The organism is Zhongshania guokunii (assembly GCF_040892635.1).
Taxonomy (GTDB): domain Bacteria; phylum Pseudomonadota; class Gammaproteobacteria; order Pseudomonadales; family Spongiibacteraceae; genus Spongiibacter; species Spongiibacter guokunii.
In genome coordinates, this window is record NZ_JBFRYA010000006.1 from 53,209 (window position 1) to 76,061 (window position 22,853).

The window sequence follows — 22,853 nt, forward strand, 5'->3', positions numbered from 1 at the left end:
TCTTGAAGTCTAGGCACTACTTCATTGCGGGCACCGACACCGATGTTGGTAAAACTCTGGTTGCCTGCGGCATTTTACGTGCAGCAGCTAATTTAGGTTTAACGACTTTGGCGGTAAAACCGGTTGCGGCGGGTGCTGAGCAAACCGCCGACGGCTTGCGCAATAGTGATGCGGTGCTGCTCATGGCGGCAATGACTGAGTCATTGCCCTATGCCCAGGTTAATCCGGTGTTATTGGCGCCACCGATTGCACCGCATATTGCTGCAGAGCAAGCCGGCAAGCGTCTCAGTGTGTCGCAGTTAGTGGGTTTTTGCCGTGGTGTGATGATGCGCAAGGCAGATATGGTGCTAATCGAAGGTGCTGGTGGTTGGCGTGTTCCTTTAAATCAGCGGGAAATGTTGTCTGGTCTAGCAATCGAATTGCAAACACCGGTGATCTTGGTGGTCGGTATGAAGCTAGGCTGTATTAGTCATGCTGTACTTACCGCCGAGGCTATCAAAGCAGACGGCTTGGTTATTGCGGGCTGGGTAGCCAATAAAATTGATTCTGATATGGCGTGTTTTGACGAAAATTTGGCGACACTTCGCCAGCTGTTACCTGCGCCCTGTCTAGGTGTAGTTCCTAATTTAGCGCAGCCAGATGCTGCGCTGGTGGCTGAATACCTCGATATATCCCTCATCTAATAGCTGCCCGAATATATCGGGCGGCTAGCTCTGTTTTCCAAACCCAAACAAATTTCCTGCAGTCGCTGTGACATAGTGAATTGTCAGCTATGCTGATGACTGTGCGCTGCTGTTGGTGGCGGATATATTGCTGCGGCTTCATGCGGCAGACCCTAAATTTGCTGCTTTAATCGACATATTTTTCCGGGTCATTGACCGAAATGCCTTTTTTGTAAATCCAAAAACACTTGCAAGACGTAATAAAAGCGCTATAGTTGTCACTGTCAACATTGCCCGGCAGGCACTGCCGCGGCCACCATGCACATGAGGTCATTACCATGCCGCAATATACAGCTCCGCTCCGCGATATTAATTTCGTGTTAAAAGATGTACTCAAGAGCGATAAACATTTCGCTAGTCTCGCTACTCGTGAAGAAGTAAGCGAAGACTTAATGGACGCGATCATTAGTGAAGGCGCCAAGTTCTCTGAAAATGTGCTTTCCCCATTAAACCAGCCTGGCGACCAGGAAGGCTGTACATGGTCGGAAGACGGCGTAACCACACCAAAGGGCTTTAAAGAAGCTTATAAGCAATATGCAGAAGGCGGTTGGCCGTCGATGACCGCTAACCCTCAGTTCGGTGGTCAAGGCTTGCCAAATTCTTTGGGCTTAGTTGTCACTGAAATGGTCAGCTCGGCCTGCTGGTCTTGGGGTATGTATACCGGTTTGTCGCAGTCTGCCGCGCGTTTGCTTGAGGCTTATGCCAGCGATGAATTGCAGGAAACGTATTTAGGTAAAATGACTGAAGGTACTTGGGGTGGCACCATGTGCTTAACCGAGTCTCATTGCGGTTCAGACCTTGGTTTGCTGCGCACCAAAGCCGAGAGCAATGCTGACGGTAGCTATAACGTCACCGGCACCAAAATTTTTATCTCGGGCGGTGAGCATGACATGATGGAGAATATCATCCATTTGGTGCTGGCGCGGGTTGAAGGCGCGCCAGAGGGCACCAAGGGTATTTCACTGTTTGTAGTGCCTAAGTTTCTGCCCGACGAAAATGGTGAAGTCGGTGAGCGCAACGGCGTGCACTGCGGCAGCATCGAACACAAAATGGGTATTAAAGCGTCTGCTACCTGTGTAATGAATTTCGACAGCGCTAAAGGCTTTTTGGTCGGCGAAGAAAATCGCGGCTTGAATGCCATGTTCCATATGATGAACTCAGCGCGTTTGGGTACAGCTTTGCAAGGTTTGTCAGCGGGTGAAGCGTCATTCCAAGGTGCACTGGCGTACGCTAAAGACCGCCTGCAAATGCGCTCATTGAGCGGCCCGAAAAACCCGAATGGCCCAGCTGATCCATTGATTGTTCACGCCGATGTGCGCCGTATGCTGCTCACCCAAAAGGCCTTTGCTGAAGGCAGCCGCGCCTTTATCTATTGGGTTGCGCAATTGGTTGATACCTTCTATTTCTCTGGCGATGAGCAGGCGCGCAAAGACGCAGAAGAGCTTTCTGAGCTGCTGACTCCAATCGCCAAGGCCTTTGTAACCGAAACCGGCCTAGAATCTGCCAACTACGGCATGCAGGTTTTTGGTGGCCACGGCTTTATTTCTGAGTGGGGCATGGAGCAGATTGTTCGTGATTTGCGCATCTCTACTTTGTATGAAGGCACTACTGGTATCCAAGCCCTCGATCTATTGGGTCGTAAAGTAATGGGCAGCGGCGGCAAGCAGTTGATGGTGTTTACTAAAATCATCCACAACTTCTGTAAAGAGCAGCAAGACAAACCAGGCATGGCGCCTTTTGTCACTAAGCTTGCTGAATTGAATAAAGAGTGGGGCGAAATCACCGGTAAATTGGGTGAAAAAGCCATGAGCAATGCCGACGAAGTGGGCGCGGCCTCAGTAGATTACCTCATGTATGCCGGCTATGTGTCGCTGGCGTTTATGTGGGCGCGGATGGTATCGGTAGCGCTGGATGGTGATGCCGACGACGCTTTCCTGCAGGCCAAAGTGAAAACTGCCAATTTCTATTATCAGCGTCTATTGCCGCGTACTGAGTCGCATAAAATTGCGATGCTGAACGGTGCCGATAGCCTGATGGACATGCCTGAAGATGCCTTTGCATTTTAATTGGTACTAAAAACCCATTTTGATTGCGGCGACCTTGTGTCGCCGCTTGTCTAGAGGATCTCCGAATGCCTGAATATAAAGCCCCCCTGCGCGATATGCAGTTTGTGTTACACGATGTTTTTCAAGCCGAACAGCTCTGGGAAACCATGCCTGCAATGGAAGACGTCAACCGTGAATTGGCCGACGCAATTCTGGAAGAAAGCGCCAAAATAAACGAGAGCCTGATTGCACCTTTGAGCCAGCCTGGCCACGAAGAGGGTGTCACCTGGGTAGATGGCGTAGTGACTACACCCAAAGGTTACCCCGAAGCCTTTAAACAATTGGCTGACGGTGGTTGGGGCGGTCTGTCTGGTGCGCCAGAGTATGGTGGCCAGACCATGCCAAAGATGTTGGTGCTATTGTTTGAAGAAATGCTGTACTCCTCCAACATCGCCATGGGTCTTTATTTAACGCTGACCTCGGGTGCAGCACTGGCGATTGCCAGCCATGCATCCGAAGAGCTCAAAACCAAATTCCTGCCAAACATGTATTCGGCCAAATGGGCTGGCGCTATGTGCTTGACCGAAAGCCACGCCGGTACTGACCTCGGCATGATTCGGACCAAGGCTGTGCCCCAAGCTAATGGCAGTTACAGCGTTAGTGGCACCAAAATATTCATCACCGGCGGCGATCACGATCTGACTGAGAACGTCATCCATTTGGTGTTGGCGAAACTGCCAGACGCTCCAGCTGGATCTAAAGGTATTTCTCTTTTCTTGGTGCCAAAGTTTAAAGTTAACGACGATGGTAGCCTGGGCGAAGCCAATGGCGTGAGCTGCGGCAGCATTGAACACAAAATGGGTATTAATGCGTCAGCGACCTGCGTAATGAACTTCGACGGCGCTGAAGGGTATTTGGTTGGTGAAATCAATCGCGGCCTGCAGGGTATGTTCACCATGATGAACTACGAGCGTTTATCGGTGGGTATTCAGGGCTTGAGCGCGGCAGAAGCGGCGTATCAATGGTCTTCTATCTACGCTCGCGAGCGCACTCAAAGCCGTGCACCATCGGGTCCAGTGAATAAAGATGGCGCCGCAGATCCGATTATTGTGCACCCGGATGTACGCCGCATGCTGCTCACCCAAAAAGCCTATGTAGAAGCAGGGCGCGCTTTTGCGGTATACGTTGGCAAGCAATTGGATTTGTCTAAATTTGCCAGTGGCGACGCCCAAGAGCGTGGCGCGGCTATGGTTGAATTGCTAACCCCAGTAGCCAAAGCATTTCTTACCGATAAAGGCCTTGAAGGCACTGTGCACGGCCAGCAGATTTTTGGTGGCCACGGCTATGTGCGGGAATGGGGTATGGAGCAGTTGGTGCGTGATGTGCGCATTAGCCAGATTTATGAAGGCACCAACGGTATTCAAGCACTGGACTTAATGGGTCGTAAGATTGCTGCTAACGGCGGTCAAACCTTGGCGTTGTTAGTTGCTGAAATGCGCGAGTTTAGCGCTTCAGCTTCGGCGGTGCAGGGTATGGATGAGTTTCTAAGCCCGCTGAATGAGGCGGTAGATAACCTCGAGTCACTATCTGCTTATGTGCTTGAACAGACTAAAAATGGCGATGCTAACGCGATTGGCGCGGCTTCGGTCGAATTCCTCCATGTTATGGGCTTCACGCTTTACACCTATATGTGGGCAATGATGTGCAAAGCCGTATTGAGTGGTGACTGCGCGCAGGGCGAAGCATTCGCGCAAGCGAAGCTGCATACTGCGCGCTTCTTTGTGCAGCGTTTATTGCCGCAGGCCAAAGGCTTGAGCGAGTCTATTCGCAACGGCAGTGCGAGTTTGATGGATATTCCAGAAGAGGCATTCATCTAAATTTGGTGTAAGCGGTAAAGCTGGAGAAGAAGGCGGCATCTTGCGATAATGATGCCGCCTTTTTTATTGCCTGCTATTTTGGCTGTTAGCCAAAGTGCGGTGATGCCCATACCGTGGTGAATCAATGGAAAACGAACACAATAAGCTCAATCCGGAAGACCAGGCTAAGGTCGACGCCTTTTTAAAACAAGGTTACAACGAGACTGACCGTAAGCCCTTTAGGCCGCTGAAATTATTGGGCATCCTGTTTGTTATTGTGTCTTTGATTACCGGTGGCAGTTTAATGCTTGCTCGTATGAGTGGGATTCACTAAGCGCCAATCTGGCGCGACAATGTGGTGTGTTCGAAGCACACCACATTTTCTTATGCTCCCTGTCTTTGTGGTTGATCGCTTTTTTAGCCAAGCTTCTTCATATCTACGGCAAAGTAGCGATACCAAACGCTGTGCTCTTCCTGGGGAGACTGCTTCCAGCCATATTGAGTCGGTCGCTCAGTTTCAATGGCAAGGGTGCCAAACAGCAGCCAATCGTATATCGCTAATAAATTACACATATTCTTAGCAGAGTTTTTACCCCGGGCATGATGATGGTGATGCTGGGTGGGGAAGGTAATAATATGGCAGAGGCCGCGCATGGTCTTACGCACCCACGGCCAAGGGTGATTCAAAAAATATAAATCGTAATTCCAGTTAACGTGGTTATGGGCTGCCCACAGTCCTTTGAACACCGTGCCAATCAAAAATACCTCAGTAAGCCCTAAGTAAAGACACAAAAACTGGAACCAGAAGTTGGGCATGATGAACCAAAACAGCCAATGCTCAACAAAGGTTTGGGTCACACTTAGCTCGCCACGACCATCGTTGCCGCCGGAAAAATGGTGCGGACGGTGACCCATTTTGAAAAGTTGCTGTAGTATTAGTAAGGGCTTCCAACGAGGCCTCCTGGCATGGGAAAAGAAATGAGCGCCACTGTGCAATAACTCCTCTATACAAATATAGGCGATAAGCACAGGCCAAAAGTAGTCTTGTTGAAGCCAGCTGAGACTGCCTTGAAAGTGTGGTGCCAGCTGCGTACCCAACCAGGCAATGACGAATATTAGTGCTGGTCGTTGAACGGCGCTAAGGCCAAATGCGGCAATGACCGCCATTCCCCAGTCTTCGCGGGATTTTTTGCCATTGCTGTTGCGGCCCGATTGCCACTCCCACACGGAGGCCAGAATAATAAATAGAATGACGGAGAGGCTAACGACTTTGTCCATGGCTGTATTCCTAATGCGCTTTATTGTTCTAACAGCATAGCGATCTTTGGTTATTTGTAAATTTGATGTTATATATAATAATTATCCATATTTAATATAATTTAGCCTAACTGATATGCTCAATTTACGCGGCGTTGACCTCAATTTGCTTTCGATCTTCGATGCCCTGATGCTTGAGGAGAATATGACCCGCGCGGCTGATCGCTTGGGTATGAGCCAGCCAGCGATGAGTGCAGCCTTGCAGCGGCTGCGTCTCACCTTTAAAGATGAATTATTTGTCCGCAGTCGCGTAGGAATGCAGCCAACGCCGCGAGCCCATGCCATTTACCCTCAAATTAGGGAGGCGCTGGCCTTAATTCGTGGTGCCCTAGCCAAAGATCAGCACTTTGAGCCAAGTGTCGATGAGCGCTGCTTTCGCCTACTCGGCGATAATTATTTTGAAGCCGTCGCCCTTGGTCCGTTAATGGCCCAGTTGCAGCAAGCAGGTTCAGGCCTGACGGTAGAGGCCCTGCCCTTTAGCGGTCAGGAGCAGGATCATTCCCTTAGTTTACGGCGAATAGACGTCGATGTAGTTATTGATTACCTGCCCTTGGCGCAGGACTATATTTGTAGCGAGTTACTCGCCGAGGAGCGTTTGGTGGTGATTGCCAGCGCCGATCATCCGCGGGTTCAAACCGAGCTCTCGCTGGAACAATACCTCGCCGAAGAGCATGTGTTTTTACCCCAGCGCAGCCGCGAGCGGAGTCAGTTAGAGCAGGCTTTGGGCGGTAAGCCCCTGCCGCGTAAAAAAGCGGCGCAGGTGCAGAATTTTTCCAGTATGTTGCCGGTGGTAGCGGCCACAGATTATCTCGCAGTGATGCCGTCGCGAATTCAGAAAATTTACGCAGGGGCGTTTGATTTACAGTGTTTTCAATTTCCATTGCCGATTGCGCCGATACCGATATGGATGATGTGGCCGGCTGCGTTAGATGGGGATCTAGCGCAGCAGTGGTTTCGCGGGCAGCTGCGGGGCTTGGTCAATAAGCTTTAATGGTCGTCGTGTTTAGGCGGCAAGTATTTAGACTAGGGACGTGGTCATTTGTTAGTCTGATTGGCAATGTGCTCCACTTAGAGGAGGTGTCGTTATGTCTGCTGTTTTGACTCATATCGCGCTACATGTTTTTGACCTAGACGCCTGCATCACTTTTTACCAAGATTATGCGGGTCTAAAATTAATCCACCAGCGTGAAAATAAGGCGGGGGGCGAGGTTGTTTGGCTGGCCGAAGAGGGCCGTGAGCAGGAGTTTATTTTAGTGTTGCTACCAGGTGGCCTAGGCCGTAAGCAGCTCGATACTGATTTTTCGCATTTGGGCTTTGCGCTGCCTAGTCGCGCTGCGGTGGACGCCATTGCCGAACAAGCAGATTTGGATGGCATACTGGCATGGGCTACACGAGAAGAACCTTATCCTGTTGGCTATTACTGTGGCCTGCGCGATCCCGACGGTAACTTTGTGGAATTCAGTTATGGTCAGCCCCTAGGGCCTGGCGCCGATGCAGCAAAGCTAAATTGAGTATTGGTCTGTTTTATGAAGATTGAAATTGCCAATTACCAAAACCCCCAAGATAGAGCTGGGATTGTGAAGTTAATGGCAGCGTATGCTTTAGACCCTATGGGTGGCGGCGAAGCATTGCCCGACGCGGTATTGGCGAATTTGTGTGATGCCCTCGCCGGTGAAATGGGCGCCATTAGCTTGTTGGCCTTTGACGGCGACAGCGCGGTGGCACTGCTCACCGCGCTGCGTGGTTTCTCAACGTTTAAATGCCAGCCGCTGCTCAATATTCACGACGTGATGGTCTTGCCCGAATACCGTGGTCAGGGCTTGAGCGCACAAATGATTACACAGCTTGAAGCGTATGCGCGGCGTCATGCTTACTGCAAAATGACACTGGAGGTGTTGGCGAATAATATCGGCGCGCAGCGAGTGTACGAGCGTTGTGGCTTCGCGCCATACCAGCTCGATCCGGAACAGGGCGCGGCGAGCTTTTGGCAGAAAGCGTTGATTTAGTTTGTGCTCACAACATCTATTGTAATAAACCACCAAGAAAAGGCATTCATTAATGAAAGGGACGGTACTCGATTTTAAAGACGGCATTGTTCGCATTTTTCTTTGGGGTGTTTGGCGTTCATAAATTTTACTTGGGCTATACCAAACAGGGGGTGATTATGGCGCTGGCCTTTCTGTTTGGTTTTGTTCTGGCGGGTTTGCCTTCCCTCGCTATAGCGATAATTGCCTTTGTTGAGTTTATTCTTTACATCATTAAATCAGGCGCTGAATTTGAGCAGACCTATGTGCTCAGCCAGCGGCCTTGGTTTTGGGGTCGGATATAAGTATGACGTATCAGCGGGTAGTGGTATTGACCGGTGCGGGAATTTCCGCAGAGTCGGGTATTAAGACTTTTCGTGCGGCAGATGGCCTTTGGGAGGAGCACCGAGTTGAAGACGTGGCGACCCCAGAGGGTTTTGCTGCCAACCCAGAGTTAGTGCAGCGTTTCTACAATGAGCGCCGCCGCCAATTATTAAGCGCAGAGGTAGCGGTAAATCCCGCTCATGTAGCGCTTGCTGAATTTGAGAAAAAATTTACCGGTGAATTTTTACTCGTTACTCAAAACATTGATGATCTTCACGAGCGCGCGGGCTCGCAAAAACTTATTCACATGCACGGCGAATTACTCAAAATGCAGTGCAGCTATAGCGGTGTGGTCTATCCAATCGACACCGATATCAGTACCGAGGCTCGCTGCGCCTGTTGCGGGCTTCGCAGCGGCCTGCGCCCGCACATCGTATGGTTTGGCGAGATGCCCTTGGGAATGGATGAGATTTACACCGCCCTGGAGCATTGTGATTTGTTTATTGCGGTGGGTACCTCTGGCAATGTTTATCCTGCGGCGGGTTTTGTACAAGCGGCGGGAAGTGTTGGCGCGCATACCATCGAGGTGAACCTTGAACCCTCGGCAGTGCAATCGGCATTTTCAGAAACTCGGTATGGGCTGGCGAGTATTGAATTGCCGCGTTTGCTCAATGAATTGTTGAATGCGTCGTAAGGGCTTAGTCGCATTGCGCGCGGGCCAGTGCGCCCAGCGTGGCTAGGCCTTGCTCTAATTGTAAATTCCATGGACAGGCACAGGAAATTCGCAAGCAGTGGCGATATTTCTCGCTGGCGGTAAACAGTGGGCCAGCGGCAATACTGATATTTTTTGCTAGTGCCTGTTCGGCTAACAATAATGTGTCGACCTGCTTGGGAAGCTCCAGCCACAGCGCATAGCCACCACGAGGTTGAGTTATTTGGGTGCCGTTAGGCATATGCCGCGCTAAGGCTTCTCGGATGCGTGCCGTTGAGGTGGCCAGTGCGGCGCGCATACGGTGCAGATGACGGTCGTATTCGCCGCTGAGCAGTAGGCGCTCGGCAGCTAATTGGGGGATGGTTGCACTGGCGGCATTTAGGGTAAATTTTTGGTAGTTCAGCTCTTCGCTGTATTTGCCACCGGCGATCCAGCCGATTCGCAGACCAGGCGAGAGCGATTTCGATAGCGAGGAGCAATACAACACATCGCTGGCGTTGTCATGATACTTGGCAATTCCAGGGCGCTGTTGCTCAAAGCTCAATTCACCGTATATATCATCTTCAATCAGTGGAATATGCGCGGCGCTGAGCATGGCCACCAAGTCTCTTTTGCGGGTATCGCTTAATGTGGCGCCGGTGGGATTACTAAAGTTGGTGACCACAATGCAGGCTTTGACTGGCCATTTTTCAATTGCTAACTGCAAGGCTTCTAGAGAAATGCCGTGCTGAGGGTCAGTAGGTATTTCTAGGGCTTGTAGCCCAAGTGAGTCAATTATCTGAAGCAGCCCGTAAAACAGCGGTGATTCTAACGCAACAATATCGCCCGCTTTACAAGTAACTTTTAGGGCCAGATATAAGGCTTCTTGGCAGCCTTGAGTAATGGTGATGTCGTCGGCTTGTAGTTGGCAGCCGAGCGCATTCATGCGCTTGGCGAGTTGTTGGCGCAAGCCTAAATAGCCTGGTGGAAACTCATAACCATTGCCGCGGCAGTGGGGGTGGCGGGCCGCGCTTGCTAAAGCGCGCTCAAGCGCGGTTACGGGTAAAAAGCTGGCATCGGGAACAGTAGCTCCCAAGCGCAGCATATTAGGTCGGTTGGCTGCAGATATGACCTGCATTACCCGTTGTTGGCTACCGATGAGGGTGGGTTTAGTATTGGGCCGAGATTCGCTAGGGCAACACACCATGTTTTCAAAGCGAGCTTTAATATAAAAGCCGGAGCGAGGCCGCGCCTCGATATATTGTTCCTGCTCCAAATAGCGGTAAGCGGCTAGGGCTGTAGACAGGCTGACACCGTGGGCTTCACTGGCTTGGCGCACGCCGGGCAGCTTGTTACCAATTTTGAGCTGACCTTGTTCTATATGCTTGGCGATCTGACTGGCAATTTGCCGGTAGCGTGGTGGCATTGAGCTTTCCTCGTGGGAGCTGTTATGCATAACAGATGCTCATAATATTGGTCTGTACTGCATCAAAATAAAAATAGTGTATCTGTTATGGTTTTTCGTGTCGCGCTAATCTGGGGTCGTGCAAGTCGCTGCACGGGTGACGCGGAAAGGAGTCAGTAATGAAGACGTTAAAGCCACTTTTTTACTATTTAAAAAGCGTACCGCTATTATCGTATTTGGCTAATACCTTGTTCGTCGCAGTAGTGCTGGCGGTGATAATAATATTACTTGCGGGCGAGAGCGGAATAAGCGCTCAGGAACGGGAGTGGTGGTGGAATATTCATTAGGATTGAGATTATGAAATATTACGTTGTGGATGCTTTTAGTACCGAGCGGTTTGCGGGTAACCCCGCCGCGGTGTGTTTGCTTGAGGGCGAAATGTCAGATGCGGAGATGCAGTCTTTGGCCGCTGAGTTTAGTTTGTCCGAAACCGCGTATTTACGGTTACTTGCCGATGGTCGATACAGTTTGCGCTGGTTTACACCGCTGATCGAGGTCAATCTCTGCGGTCACGCAACTTTGGCTGCCGCCCATGTGCTGTGGCAGCAGTGTGCTATTGCCAGCACGGCTCTGCGTTTCGAAACTCGCAGTGGTGAGCTGGCTGCTAGTTTTCTCGCCGATGGCATCGCACTGGAATTTCCCCTCGTGGTGACTCAGCCTCTTGCTGGCGACACGCAATTGCGTGGCGTGGCGGATAATATTCTCGCGACGTGTCGCGCTGGCGAGGATTTGCTCATAGAACTGGCTGATGTCGCAACTGTGCAGAGTTTTATACCAGACCTCGCTGCGGTTTCCGCCCTGCCAGCGCGGGGTTTGATTGTAACTGCCAAGACCGGTGGCGGGGGTGGGAATCAGGTGGATTTTGTTTCGCGGTTTTTTGCACCGGCTGCAGGAATTGATGAAGACCCAGTAACAGGCTCCGCCCATTGCGCTTTGGCGCATTACTGGTCGCAAAAATTGGGCCGTGAGACTATGCGGGGCAGGCAGCTATCTACTCGTGGCGGTGAAGTTGGGGTGGCAATTGCTGGCGACAAAGTGATTTTGTCGGGGCAGGCAGTGACCGTGATGGGCGGCGAGATTTTTTAAGCGTGTTAACTGCGGCGGTGCTGGCGATATTCGCTAGGTGCGAGGCCAATGGTCTTTTTAAATAGCCGAGAAAAATAATAAGCGTCGTCGTAACCCACTGCGCCGGCTACCTGTTTTACCGATTGGCTGGTGCTGTCGAGTAAATAGCAGGCTCGCTGAATTTTCATATTAATAAAATACTGAATTGGCGACTGGCCGGTGTGGGCTTTAAACTTTTTGGTGAAGTGGTACTTCGATAATTTGGCGCCTGCCGCCAGTTCGTCGAGGTTGAGCTGGCCGTGAATATGCTCCTGCATGGTGGCGCGCAGTCGCTCCCAGTTTAAGGCCTTACCGCTTTGCGGGCGTTGTTGGCGTACTAATAAGGCGATGTAGCTGAGCAGCGCCTGCAGCTGATGGCCACCCTGCATAAATTCGGCAAATTGATAGGCGCTGCGGCGCAATTCAGAAAGGCCGTCAAAAATGCGTACCACTCGCGGTTGCACGCCAATATTCACGCAGGGGCTGCTGAGTTGAATGTGTTGGTAAAAATCCGCGGCGAGCTTACCTTGAAAATGTAGCCAGTAAATTGTCCATGGGTCTTTGGCGTCGGCTTTGTAAGCGTGAGGATGATCTGGTGGCAGTAGAATAATATCGCCGCTATTGATGCGGTAGTGTTTGTCGTCGCACATTAAAGTGCCTTTGCCGGCAATGCAGTAAATAAGTAGATGGCTGTCGTGTTGTTGGCGCTGCATGCGGTGGCCAAAAGCGGCGGGATAATAGCCCATGGCAAGGGGGTACAAACCCTCGGTTAAGGGGTGGGCGGCCAGCTGAGTTTGCACAAATTGCGGTGTGAGGAAGCGAATACCCTGAGGTGGTAGTGGCCAATCTGAGGTAATGGGCATGTTAAGCCTTTGGATTTAAGGGGTTTTTTTCTAATTTTCGAGTAATGTGTAGACCAAAGTCTATGCGCAATATAATCCATCAAGTCGGCAATATAATCAATCCTACCGGATTCCTAACTGTGTTTATATGGTTGCCCTATTTATGCGCAGCTGGACGTGAGTCAGCTGAGCTATTGTAAGCCACAAAAATAACCCGGAGAGATACCATGGCCGCTGAAACCGCCGTTGCTACTACAGAAGAGGCGCAACTTGTGCAGTCTCTGATTGCCCGCTCGCGCGCCGCGCAAGCTCAGATTGCCGATTATAGCCAAGAGCAAGTCGACGAACTGATCACCGCTATGGTGTGGTCTGTTGCCCGTCAAGACGTTGCTGAGAAAATTGCTAAGTTCACGGTAGAAGAGACCCAGCTTGGTAACTATGACGGCAAGTTCCTGAAAATATTCAAAAAAACTCGCGCCGCACTGTTCGATATTATCAATGACAAGTCAGTGGGCGTGCTGGAAGAAGACAAAGAACGCAATATCGTTAAAATCGCTAAGCCAGTGGGTGTTATCGGCGCATTAACGCCTTGCACCAACCCAGAAGCGACGCCGGTGATTAAGGCAATCTCTGCCATTAAAGGTCGTAACTCGATTATTGTTGCGCCGCACCCGCGCTCTAAGCTAACCAATAAGATGATCTGCGATTTGATGCGCGGCGCGCTTAAGGCCTGCGGTGCTCCCGAGGATTTGGTTATTTCTATGGACAGCCCGTCGATGGAAGGCACTGCTGAATTGATGAAGCAGTGCGACCGTATTCTGGCTACCGGCGGCGCGCCAATGGTTAAATCTGCATACTCAAGCGGCACCCCAGCACTGGGTGTGGGCGCAGGTAATGCGGTTATCACTGTTGATGACACTGCAGACCTAGACGAAGCAGCTGAAAAAATCCGTATTTCTAAAACCTTGGATCTGGCGGCCTCGTGCTCTTCAGACAACGCGGTTATCGCCTTTGAATCAAACGTCGACGCGCTGCTTGAAAAACTGCAAGCCCAGGGCGGCTATATCTGTAACGCTGAAGAGAAAGCTAAGTTGCAGAGTATCATTTGGGAAGATGGTCACATCGCGGCACGTATCGTTGCTCAGCCCGCTAGCGTTCTGGCTGAAATGTCGGGTATTGACCTGCCCGAAGGCAAGACCTTTTTAATCGTGCCAGAAACTGGCGCCGGCCCAGAGTACCCATTCTCTGGCGAGAAAATGTCTGTTGTTATGGCCTTCTACACCGTGAAAGACATAGATGGCGCCATTGCCATGACCAACGCCATTCAGGCGTATCAGGGGCAAGGTCACTCATGCGGTATTTATTCCTACAGCGATGAGAACATCATGAAGTTTGCTTACGCCACCAAAACCTCGCGGGTTATGGTTAACCAGCCACAGGCGCCGTCTAACAGCGGTAACTTATGGAATGGTATGCGTCAAACCTTCTCACTCGGTTGTGGTTCTTGGGGTAATAACAGCACCAATAACAACATCACTTGGCGTGATCTGATTAACGAAACCTGGGTGTCTAAGCCACTGGCAGTAACCAAAGTGATTCCATCTGACGAAGAACTGTTCGGCAAAGTAATGGACAAGTTCAAGTAAGTTTCGCTTTTAAACGCCGCAGCTTCTGCGGCGTTTTTATTCTTGTTTTGATATCAATCCGTTTTATATCAATTCGTTACATGATAAAGAGAACAACATGGACTTTAACCTTTCTGACGATCAAAAAGCGTTCGCCGAAAGTGCGCGGTCATTTGCCGACGGCGTGTTCAAGCCGAATGCGGCCCAGTGGGACGCAGAGCATATTTTTCCCAAGGATGCCTTAAAACAAGCCGGTGAGCTGGGCTTTATGGGTATGTATACCCCTGAAGACGCCGGCGGCTTGGGTATGAGTCGCCTTGATACCAGTGTCATTGTTGAAGAGTTGGCGCGGGGTTGTACCTCTACAGCTGCATTTTTGACGATTCACAATATGGCGACCAGTATGGTTGGCACCTACGGCAAGCCCGCCTTAATCGAGGAGTGGTGTGGCGATTTGGTGATGGGTGAAAAACTGGCATCTTACTGCCTAACTGAACCCAGCGCCGGTTCCGATGCGGGCAGCCTGCGTAGCACCGCCCGCGCCGATGGCGATAATTATATTGTTAACGGCAGTAAAATGTTTATCTCTGGCGCCGGCTCTACCGACTTGCTGGTGGTGATGTTGCGCACCGGTGGTGACGGCCCTAAAGGCATTAGCGCCTTTGCGATTCCGGCTAATGCCCCAGGCGTGAGCTACGGTAAAAAAGAAGAGAAAATGGGCTGGAATAGCCAGCCAACGCGCACCGTGAGCTTCGAAGACGTGGTGGTTCCGGCGGCGAATATGCTGGGCAGTGAAGGCCAAGGCTTTAAAATTGCCATGAAAGGTTTAGATGGCGGTCGTATTAATATCGCCACCTGCTCGATTGGTACCGCGCAAGCCGCGCTGGAAGCGACCATTGAATACGTGAAAGAGCGTAAACAGTTTGGTCAGGCGATTGCCGACTTTCAAAACACCCAGTTTAAATTGGCTGATATGACCACTGACCTAGTGGCGGCGCGGCAGATGGTGCGTTTGGCGGCATTTAAATTGGATAGCGGCGACCCAGAAGCAAGCACCTATTGCGCGATGGCAAAACGCTTTGCTACCGATGCCTGTTTCACCATTTGCAATGACGCCCTGCAATTGCACGGCGGTTACGGTTACATTAAGGAGTACCCACTAGAACGTCATGTTCGCGACAGTCGCGTGCACCAGATTCTGGAAGGGACCAATGAAATTATGCGGGTCATTATTGGCCGACGTTTATTAATAGATGGCGCCTTGGAGGTGATTAAGTGAGCAACTACAGTCCCACAGAAAAACTAAAAGTAGAGATCATTGACCATACAGCTTTGATTACCATCGACAATCCTGGTGCAAATACTTGGGATGCCGAGTCTTTAAGTGGTATGCGCGAGCTAATCGCCAACTTAAATGCCGACAAAAATATTTACAGCCTTGTGATTACTGGCGCTGGCGAGAAATTTTTCTCAGCCGGTGCAGATTTAAAAATGTTTGCCAGCGGCGACAAAGCGGTTGCTCAAGATATTGGTTTGAAATTTGGCCAAGCCTTTGAAGCATTGGCTGATTTCCGCGGTGTTTCAATTGCGGCGATTAATGGCTTTGCGATGGGTGGCGGTTTGGAATGCGCCTTGGCCTGTGATATCCGCATTGCTGAAGCCCACGCCCAAATGGCTCTGCCAGAAGCGAAAGTAGGCTTGCTGCCCTGCGCTGGTGGTACCCAGCGTTTATCCGCGTTGGTTGGTCCGGGTTGGGCTAAACGTATTATATTGTGCGGCGAGCGTATTAAAGCGGATAAGGCGCTGAGTCTCGGCTTGGTTGAAGAAGTGGTTGAATCCGGCACGGCGAAAGCAGCGGCACTGGCCTTGGCGGCGCAGGTTGCTCAGCAGAGCCCTGTATCTGTCAGCTTCTGTAAAGAGTTGATTCACAAGCCCCGTGAAGCAGTTATGCCACAAGGTTTGTTGTTGGAGCGCGAGCGTTTCATTCAGTTATTCGACACCTTGGATCAAAAAGAAGGCGTGAATGCGTTTCTTGAAAAACGCAGCCCAGAGTGGAAGAACGCGTAATGGAAGCGCATGTAGAAGAAGTTTTGTTTGAAGAGCGCCGCTCGGCAAGTGGTCCAGCGATTGGTGTAATTACGCTGAACGTAGAAAAGACCCTCAATTCACTGACCTTGAATATGGTCGAGCTGATGCTGGTCAAACTGCGCGAATGGCGTGAGCGCAGCGATATTGCCTGTGTTTTTGTCCACGGCGCTGGCCCAAAAGCACTGTGTGCTGGCGGTGATGTGCAGGCCTTGTACAAATCGTCTGTTGAGCAGCGTGGCGGCCCCTGCGAATACGCAGAGGCGTTCTTTGAGCAGGAATACCGCGTTGACTACCTGCTACACCAATTCGACAAGCCGGTCATTGTTTGGGGCCACGGTATTGTTATGGGCGGCGGCATGGGCGTGTTTGCGGCGGGCAGCTATCGAGTTGTCACCGAAAAAACCCGCTTGGCCATGCCCGAGATCACCATTGGCTTATACCCTGATGTTGGTGGCAGCTATTTTTTGAACCGTATGCCTGGCAAGGCGGGTTTGTTCTTGGCCTTAACCGGCGCGTCTTTTAACGCTGCCGACGCGCTGTATCTTGGCTTGGCAGAAGGCTTTATTGAGCATCAGTATGCTGACGAGGTGTTGAGCGCGCTAACTGATGTAGCCTGGTCTACTGGCGTTGCCGACAACCAAGAGCGCGTTTTTGACTTAATGGCGGGCTTTGCTGCCCGCTCAAAAGCAGCATTGCCTGCGGGCAATGTTGAAGTCGCCGCTGCAGAAATTGAGCAGCTGTGTGCTGGTGAAGACGATCTTGCGGTGATTAATAGCATTATTGCGGCGCAATCTGAAAACCCCTGGGTTCAGAAAGCTGCCGCGACCTTGGCGTCAGGCTCACCACTAAGCGCGCGCTTGATTGCCGAGCAAATTCGCCGCTGCAAGGGCTTGAGTTTGAAAGCGGCGTTTCAGGCCGAGGCATTGCTATCAACCACGATTATTCGTCAGCCCGAGTTTGCCGAAGGTGTTCGCGCTTTGTTAATAGACAAAGACAAGAACCCCGCGTGGCAGCACACGTCGCCGGCCGAGGTACCGCAGTCTTTAATCGATCATCATTTTACCGCGCCGTGGCCAGAGAACCCTCTGCACGACCTATAAATGGTATCGATTTTAAGCAGGAAAATTAAAAGCTAAGCAAGGGTTTTGGGGCGGCCTAGGTTGCTCCATTTTTTGATCTTCGGGCGGCCACTGGGTCGTCAGTAATCTAATAAATAGGTGAGGAATATGGCTAAGGTAGCGTTTATTGGTTTAGGAAATATGGGCGGGCCAATGGCCGCCAATCTCGTTAAAGCTGGCCACCAAGTGACGGTTTTTGACTTGGTTGACGCTGCGATGGACGCGGTAGTTGCGCAGGGCGCCAGCAAAGCGGCCACGGCACTAGAGGCCCTCGCTAGCGCCGACACGGTGATCACGATGCTGCCAGCGGGCAAGCATGTTGCGGGCTTATACCTCGGTGACGAAGGTTTAATCGCTAAAGCGAATCCCGGCACCTTGTTTATGGATTGCAGCACCATTGATGCAGAAACTGCCCGTAAAGTGGGCGAGGCAGCGACAGCTAAAGGCTTGCAGATGATCGACGCGCCGGTTTCCGGTGGCGTTAAAGCAGCTCAGGCTGGCACTTTGGCCTTCATGTGTGGCGGTGACGCTGAGGCATTTGCGCGTGGCAAGCAAGTTCTCGAGGGTATGGGTAAAAACATCTTCCTCGCCGGTGATCACGGCGCCGGCCAGATCGCTAAGATCTGCAATAATATGCTCCTCGCCGTGCACATGATTGGTACCGCAGAAGCACTACAGCTGGGTGCAAACAACGGCCTTGACCCCAAGGTTTTGTCAGAGATTATGCTTAATAGCTCTGGCCGGAACTGGTCACTAGAGACTTATAACCCCTATCCAGACGTCATGCCAACCGCTCCCGCGTCGAACGATTATAAGCCAGGCTTTATGGTTCAGTTGATGCTGAAGGATCTTGGCTTGGCAATGGAAAACAGCTTGAGCACCCAGAGCTCTGTGCCAATGGGGGCGCTGGCTCGCAGCTTGTATGCGTCCTTCTCATCGAAAGGTAATGCCCAGCGCGATTTCTCGGCAATATTAGAAATGTTTCAGGCTTAATTAGCCCCAATCATTTTTCCCTTAGTAAGTGCTTTGGCAGTGACCGCTTTGCGGCCACTGCCTTTTTTTATTGTGCCTAGTGTGTTTATTTTTACTGTATATGTGGCAATGTGACGGCAATTCCCTTGTGGAACTGAGCTTGAGGCACACCTTTAGAGACGCACGCTTTGAAAAATACTGAGATCACAGATGTCTAAGAATATGGGCGAAGCCAACAAGTGCCCCGCTATTATTTTGATTGGTATGCCCGGCGCGGGTAAATCGACCATTGGTGCTGGTCTGGCGAACGCGCGCGGGCTACCGCTGGTGGATACCGATCGTTTGATCGAGCAGGAGGCTGGGCATACCTTGCAGGCGCTACTCGATGAGCGCGGTTACCTCGGCTTGCGAAAGCGAGAAGAGCAGGTTTTATTAGCCCATAATTTTACTGGTCAGGTAGTCGCTACCGGCGGCAGCGCGGTGTATAGCGCGCTGGCGATGAGACATTTAAAAGCTTGTGGCCCCTGTGTGTTTTTGGATATTCCGCTGGCAGAAATTGAGCAGCGAGTTCAAAATTTTAATGACCGCGGCATTGCGGGCCCCGTCGGACAGACATTGGCGCAGGTCTATGCCGAGCGCCTACCGCTATATCAGCGCTACGCTGATATCGTGGTTAATGGTAGTGGTTTGAGCGAAGCCGAATTATTGAAGGCAGTGCAGGCTTCGCTTAGCTGAGTGTTGCAGCGGGTTTTGCTTGCACCGGCTATGGAGAGTTAAGCTGTGGGGAGTTAAGCTAGGCGCTGATTTTACTAAGTATTTAATCGTCTGCGTTATTGCTCACCACGATAAAGATAAGGAACTGCCCCAGTAATGCCTGTTAAAGCCTACACATGTATTGAGATTAGCAAGGAAGATCTAAAATTTTCCGGCGCGCATTTCACCATATTCTCCGCCACCGATCGCGAGCGATTACACGGTCATAACTTCAAAGTTAGCCTGTTGTTGACCGCTGATGTCGGTGAGAACGGCATGTGCTTTAGCTATGTAGAGATCAAAACTCGACTGCGCAAGCTTTGCGCCCAGCTCGATGAATACACTTTGCTGCCAGCAGAATCCCCCTATATGCGGGTGCGCAGCGAAGGGCCTCACTATATTGCCGAGTTTAATGGCGAAGAAATCCCATTTTTGATCTCAGATACCCTGTTGTTGCCGGTGCGCAATACCACGGTGGAGGAGTTCGCCCGCTATCTGCTGGAGCTCTTACTCTGCGATGCGCCATTTATTGAAGGCAACGAGATTCGTGAATTAACAATGAAAGTGTCCTCAGGCCCTGGTCAGTGGGGATCAGCGAGCTGGACCCGCGTTTAGCGGCGACTTAGAGAGTATCAAATGAATAAAGTATTGATTGTGAGCGGCGGCAGTCAGGGTATTGGCTATGCCACTGCACAGCGTTTTCAGGCCGAAGGTTACCACATTGTTAATTTGTCTCGGCGCGGCATTGCGCTTGAAGACGCCCAGCAGATCTGTGTTGATATGCAAAATGCAGACTGGCTGAGCAGCTGCGAGGCTGAGCTGCGGGTAATAGCGGGCAAGGCCGATCAGCTGGTGTTATTGCATAATGCTGCCCGTCATGACGGCGATAGCGTTGGCAATTTAGCGGCTGAGAATTTCCGTCAAGTATTACAGGTGAATTTGGTAGCGCCCCAGCAATTAAATGCGCTGCTGATTCCTTTGATGAAGCCAGGCTCTGCGATTCTTTATATGGGTTCAACCCTAAGCGAGAAAGCGGTAGCGGGCTGCGCCTCGTATATTGCCAGCAAGCACGGGGTTATTGGACTGATGCGCGCCACCACCCAAGATTTGATCGGCTCGGGAATTCATAGCGCCTGTATTTGCCCAGGCTTTACCGATACTGGCATGCTGAGGGGCATGCTCGGCGATGACCCTGCGGTGTTAGCCAATATTACCGGTATGGTTAGCTTTGGCCGCTTGATAGATCCCGCCGAAATTGCCGCTACTATTTGGTTCTGCGCGGCTAATCCGGTGATTAACGGCAGTGTTATTCACGCTAATCTCGGTCAAATTGAGCGCTAGATCCGCAATTTAGCGCTCCTTAATATTTTGACGTGATCGCACCGTAGTGGTGCGTCGTCGTGATCATCCTTCTTTACAGCCCCAGCACTGATTCGTATCCGCTGCTAGGGCGGCCTGTACAATTCCCCATTAACACTCTAAAGATCTAAACTTGCCGCGCTGTCTGTTACGCCGCATGCGCGCAGTGCTATGTATCTGCTTTTTTTAGGGGGAAATGGCGGTGGATCTGAGGCTGTTTAAAATTAATTTTTAAATGCGCTTTTAGTCTGGCCGCAATCTTGCTTAACACTTAATGACGACTTTAAAAGAGTAATTTAACCGCGGCGCGGTGAATTATTTTGTTGCTCACTTAGGCATATACCGGCGTTAGATAAGTAGTATCCAAGATGGTGAACTGCGCCAATTCGCACCATGATTTTAGCGTTACTTACATAGTATAAAGTTCAACAGGTGAGCGAATTTTATTTTATATTTATTCCGTAAATTATTGATAATCCAGCTGGATGGTCATCTCGTAACGGAGTACAGTAAAGATGCTTGCACACTTAAAGGGCGGTTAGAAATATCCCTTAGTCGGGGTTTTGGCGCCGCAGCACAGCACAGAAGGAGATTGCAAAGATGGGCATATTAGACAATGTTCGTGAGCAATACCTGAAGGGGCGCGAAGAAGAGATGTCCCTTGAGGCCTATTTAGACCTCTGTCGTCAGGACCCACTTGCTTACGCAACCCCCGCGGAGCGTATGCTGGCCGCCATTGGTGAGCCAGAGTTAATCGATACCCGCAAAGACCCGCGCTTGTCACGTATTTTTTCAAATCGTCTTATCCCGCGTTATCCCGCCTTTGAAGAATTTTACGGTCTTGAAGATGTCATTGCGCAGATTGTGGCGTTCTTTAAACACGCGGCTCAAGGCTTGGAGGAGCGCAAGCAGGTTCTGTATTTACTGGGCCCCGTTGGCGGCGGTAAATCCTCCATCGCAGAAAGATTAAAAAAATTAATGGAAGCGGCGCCAATTTATGCGCTGAAAGGCTCGCCAATTAATGAGTCGCCGCTGGGCTTGTTTGACCCGCTGCGCGATGGCGAACAACTGGAAAAAGAATACGGTATTCCCACGCGCTATCTCACCGGCCTGTCTTCGCCGTGGGCAATTAAACGCCTAGATGAGTACGAAGGTGATTTAACAAAATTCCGCGTGGTACGAATTCAACCTTCGGTCTTGAAACAGATTGCGGTTACAAAAACCGAACCCGGTGACGAGAACAACCAAGATATATCCACCTTGGTCGGTAAGGTAGATATTCGTAAACTTGAAGCTTATGCCCAAGACGATCCCGATGCCTACTCTTATTCCGGTGGTCTGTGTTTAGCCAACCAAGGTCTGCTTGAATTTGTGGAGATGTTCAAAGCGCCCATCAAAATGCTGCACCCGCTGTTAACCGCTACCCAAGAAGGCAATTACAAGGGCACTGAAGGTTTCTCGGCGATCCCTTTTCAAGGGGTGATTTTGGCTCACTCTAATGAGTCGGAATGGCTGACTTTTAGAAACGACAAGCACAACGAGGCGTTCCTTGATCGGGTGTATATCGTTAAGGTCCCCTATTGTTTGCAGGTGTCCGAAGAGGTCAAAATTTACGAGAAATTGATGCGCCACAGTTCCTTGTCTAAGGCGCCATGCGCACCCGGAACGCTGGAAATGTTGGCCCAGTTTACGGTTTTGTCTCGGCTCAAGGAGCCAGAGAATTCCAGTATTTACTCTAAAATGCGGGTCTATGACGGCGAATCCTTAAAAGACACCGATCCAGCTGCTAAATCCTTCCAAGAGTATCGCGATTACGCGGGCATCGACGAGGGCATGACCGGCATGTCGACCCGCTTTGCCTTTAAGGTATTGTCGGCCGTATTTAATTACGACAACGCCGAGATTGCCGCCAACCCCGTACATTTAATGTATGTGCTAGAGCAGCGTATTCTTCGCGAACAATTGCCGGAAGACACCCAGCGCACTTACCTAGAGTTTATCAAGGGCTGGCTCGCAGTGCGCTACGCCGAGTATGTGGGTAAGGAAATTCAAACCGCGTATTTGGAATCGTACTCAGAGTACGGTCAAAATATTTTTGATCGCTACGTGACCTTCGCCGATTATTGGATACAAGACGAAGATTATCGCGACCCAGAAACCGGTGCAATTTTTGATCGCGGCACCTTAAACAGCGAATTGGAAAAAATTGAAAAACCCGCGGGCATTGCCAACCCTAAAGATTTCCGCAACGAAATAGTCAATTTTGTATTGCGGGCCAGAGCGCAAAACGAGGGTCGCAATCCCAGCTGGACTAGCTACGAGAAATTGCGAGAGGTCATTGAGAAAAAAATGTTCTCAAGTACCGAAGAGCTGTTGCCCGTTATTTCCTTCAACGCCAAGGCCTCTGTGGAAGACAAGCAGAAGCACGAGAACTTTGTGACGCGTATGGTTGAGAAGGGCTATACCCCGAAACAGGTCAGACTGTTGTCCGAGTGGTATTTACGGGTTAGAAAATCGGGTTAATACTCTGTCAATGAAAGGGGCGTAA

The 22,853-nt window shown here is 50.8% G+C and carries 23 protein-coding genes; 20 read left to right on the top strand and 3 right to left on the bottom strand.

Going from position 1 to position 22,853, the window contains the following annotated elements; translation table 11 throughout:
- Positions 1-2 precede the first annotated feature (2 nt).
- The 4 genes from bioD to AB4876_RS08290 all read left to right on the top strand — a co-directional run bounded on the left by bioD (position 3) and on the right by AB4876_RS08290 (position 4,957).
- Positions 3-683: a dethiobiotin synthase gene (gene bioD, locus AB4876_RS08275; protein WP_368381174.1), complete on the top strand. Its 681-nt coding sequence runs from the start codon at positions 3-5 to the stop codon at positions 681-683.
- Between the two features lie 317 nt (positions 684-1,000).
- Positions 1,001-2,788 (top strand): acyl-CoA dehydrogenase C-terminal domain-containing protein, encoded by a 1,788-nt coding sequence (locus AB4876_RS08280; RefSeq protein ID WP_368381175.1) that lies wholly within the window; start codon positions 1,001-1,003, stop codon positions 2,786-2,788.
- A gap of 65 nt (positions 2,789-2,853) precedes the next feature.
- Positions 2,854-4,644, top strand: a complete 1,791-nt coding sequence (locus AB4876_RS08285; RefSeq protein ID WP_368381176.1) for an acyl-CoA dehydrogenase C-terminal domain-containing protein — start codon at positions 2,854-2,856, stop codon at positions 4,642-4,644.
- A 124-nt stretch (positions 4,645-4,768) separates the two neighbouring features.
- Positions 4,769-4,957 (top strand): DUF3094 family protein, encoded by a 189-nt coding sequence (locus AB4876_RS08290; protein WP_368381177.1) that lies wholly within the window; start codon positions 4,769-4,771, stop codon positions 4,955-4,957.
- A gap of 83 nt (positions 4,958-5,040) precedes the next feature.
- Here the strand turns inward: AB4876_RS08290 and AB4876_RS08295 are convergent, their stop codons facing one another.
- Positions 5,041-5,901 carry a sterol desaturase family protein gene (locus AB4876_RS08295; protein ID WP_368381178.1) on the bottom strand — a complete coding sequence of 287 codons (861 nt, stop codon included), beginning with the start codon at positions 5,899-5,901 and terminating at the stop codon, positions 5,041-5,043.
- A gap of 115 nt (positions 5,902-6,016) precedes the next feature.
- Between AB4876_RS08295 and AB4876_RS08300 the strand changes: the two genes are divergently transcribed.
- The 5 genes from AB4876_RS08300 (at position 6,017) to cobB (ending at position 8,982) form a co-directional block, all read left to right on the top strand.
- Positions 6,017-6,931 (top strand): LysR substrate-binding domain-containing protein, encoded by a 915-nt coding sequence (locus AB4876_RS08300; RefSeq protein ID WP_368381179.1) that lies wholly within the window; start codon positions 6,017-6,019, stop codon positions 6,929-6,931.
- A gap of 94 nt (positions 6,932-7,025) precedes the next feature.
- Complete coding sequence (locus AB4876_RS08305) at positions 7,026-7,451, top strand: VOC family protein (protein ID WP_368381180.1); 426 nt, start codon at positions 7,026-7,028, stop codon at positions 7,449-7,451.
- Between the two features lie 15 nt (positions 7,452-7,466).
- Positions 7,467-7,946 (top strand): GNAT family N-acetyltransferase, encoded by a 480-nt coding sequence (locus AB4876_RS08310; protein WP_368381181.1) that lies wholly within the window; start codon positions 7,467-7,469, stop codon positions 7,944-7,946.
- 71 nt (positions 7,947-8,017) lie between these two features.
- Positions 8,018-8,269: an NINE protein gene (locus tag AB4876_RS08315; protein WP_301030485.1), complete on the top strand. Its 252-nt coding sequence runs from the start codon at positions 8,018-8,020 to the stop codon at positions 8,267-8,269.
- Positions 8,270-8,271: 2 nt separating this feature from the next.
- Positions 8,272-8,982 carry a Sir2 family NAD+-dependent deacetylase gene (gene cobB, locus AB4876_RS08320; RefSeq protein WP_368381182.1) on the top strand — a complete coding sequence of 237 codons (711 nt, stop codon included), beginning with the start codon at positions 8,272-8,274 and terminating at the stop codon, positions 8,980-8,982.
- A gap of 4 nt (positions 8,983-8,986) precedes the next feature.
- On the opposite strand, the gene AB4876_RS08325 is transcribed toward cobB, so the two are convergent.
- Positions 8,987-10,405 (bottom strand): aminotransferase-like domain-containing protein, encoded by a 1,419-nt coding sequence (locus tag AB4876_RS08325; RefSeq protein ID WP_368381183.1) that lies wholly within the window; start codon positions 10,403-10,405, stop codon positions 8,987-8,989.
- Positions 10,406-10,563: 158 nt separating this feature from the next.
- Here AB4876_RS08325 and AB4876_RS08330 point away from each other — a divergent pair, with 158 nt between their 5' ends.
- Positions 10,564-10,731, top strand: a complete 168-nt coding sequence (locus tag AB4876_RS08330) for a hypothetical protein (protein ID WP_301030481.1) — start codon at positions 10,564-10,566, stop codon at positions 10,729-10,731.
- A 10-nt stretch (positions 10,732-10,741) separates the two neighbouring features.
- A complete protein-coding gene (locus AB4876_RS08335) occupies positions 10,742-11,530 on the top strand; it encodes a PhzF family phenazine biosynthesis protein (protein WP_368381184.1) in 789 nt (262 codons plus the stop codon).
- A gap of 5 nt (positions 11,531-11,535) precedes the next feature.
- Here AB4876_RS08335 and AB4876_RS08340 read toward each other — a convergent pair whose 3' ends face one another.
- Complete coding sequence (locus AB4876_RS08340; RefSeq protein ID WP_301030483.1) at positions 11,536-12,411, bottom strand: AraC family transcriptional regulator; 876 nt, start codon at positions 12,409-12,411, stop codon at positions 11,536-11,538.
- A 206-nt stretch (positions 12,412-12,617) separates the two neighbouring features.
- Between AB4876_RS08340 and AB4876_RS08345 the strand changes: the two genes are divergently transcribed.
- The 9 genes from AB4876_RS08345 (at position 12,618) to AB4876_RS08385 (ending at position 22,828) form a co-directional block, all read left to right on the top strand.
- On the top strand, positions 12,618-14,036 hold the full coding sequence (locus AB4876_RS08345) for an aldehyde dehydrogenase family protein (protein WP_368381185.1): 1,419 nt from the start codon (positions 12,618-12,620) through the stop codon (positions 14,034-14,036).
- A gap of 97 nt (positions 14,037-14,133) precedes the next feature.
- Positions 14,134-15,294, top strand: coding sequence for an acyl-CoA dehydrogenase family protein (locus tag AB4876_RS08350; protein ID WP_368381186.1), 1,161 nt, complete (start codon positions 14,134-14,136; stop codon positions 15,292-15,294).
- Positions 15,291-16,082, top strand: coding sequence for an enoyl-CoA hydratase (locus AB4876_RS08355; RefSeq protein ID WP_368381187.1), 792 nt, complete (start codon positions 15,291-15,293; stop codon positions 16,080-16,082). The genes AB4876_RS08350 and AB4876_RS08355 overlap by 4 nt, the downstream gene beginning before the upstream one ends.
- On the top strand, positions 16,082-17,203 hold the full coding sequence (locus tag AB4876_RS08360; protein WP_368381188.1) for an enoyl-CoA hydratase/isomerase family protein: 1,122 nt from the start codon (positions 16,082-16,084) through the stop codon (positions 17,201-17,203). Before AB4876_RS08355 ends, AB4876_RS08360 begins: the two co-directional genes overlap by 1 nt.
- Before the next feature lie 126 nt (positions 17,204-17,329).
- Entirely contained in the window at positions 17,330-18,214 is an 885-nt protein-coding gene (mmsB, locus tag AB4876_RS08365; RefSeq protein ID WP_368381189.1) for a 3-hydroxyisobutyrate dehydrogenase, read from the top strand.
- A 189-nt stretch (positions 18,215-18,403) separates the two neighbouring features.
- The gene (locus AB4876_RS08370) at positions 18,404-18,928 is read left to right on the top strand and encodes a shikimate kinase (RefSeq protein ID WP_368381190.1); all 525 of its coding nucleotides are present in this window, start codon (positions 18,404-18,406) and stop codon (positions 18,926-18,928) included.
- Positions 18,929-19,063: 135 nt separating this feature from the next.
- Positions 19,064-19,561, top strand: coding sequence for a 6-pyruvoyl trahydropterin synthase family protein (locus AB4876_RS08375; RefSeq protein ID WP_368381191.1), 498 nt, complete (start codon positions 19,064-19,066; stop codon positions 19,559-19,561).
- 21 nt (positions 19,562-19,582) lie between these two features.
- Complete coding sequence (locus tag AB4876_RS08380) at positions 19,583-20,287, top strand: SDR family NAD(P)-dependent oxidoreductase (RefSeq protein ID WP_368381192.1); 705 nt, start codon at positions 19,583-19,585, stop codon at positions 20,285-20,287.
- Positions 20,288-20,905: 618 nt separating this feature from the next.
- Positions 20,906-22,828, top strand: coding sequence for a PrkA family serine protein kinase (locus AB4876_RS08385; protein WP_301027628.1), 1,923 nt, complete (start codon positions 20,906-20,908; stop codon positions 22,826-22,828).
- The last annotated feature ends 25 nt before the right edge of the window (positions 22,829-22,853 follow it).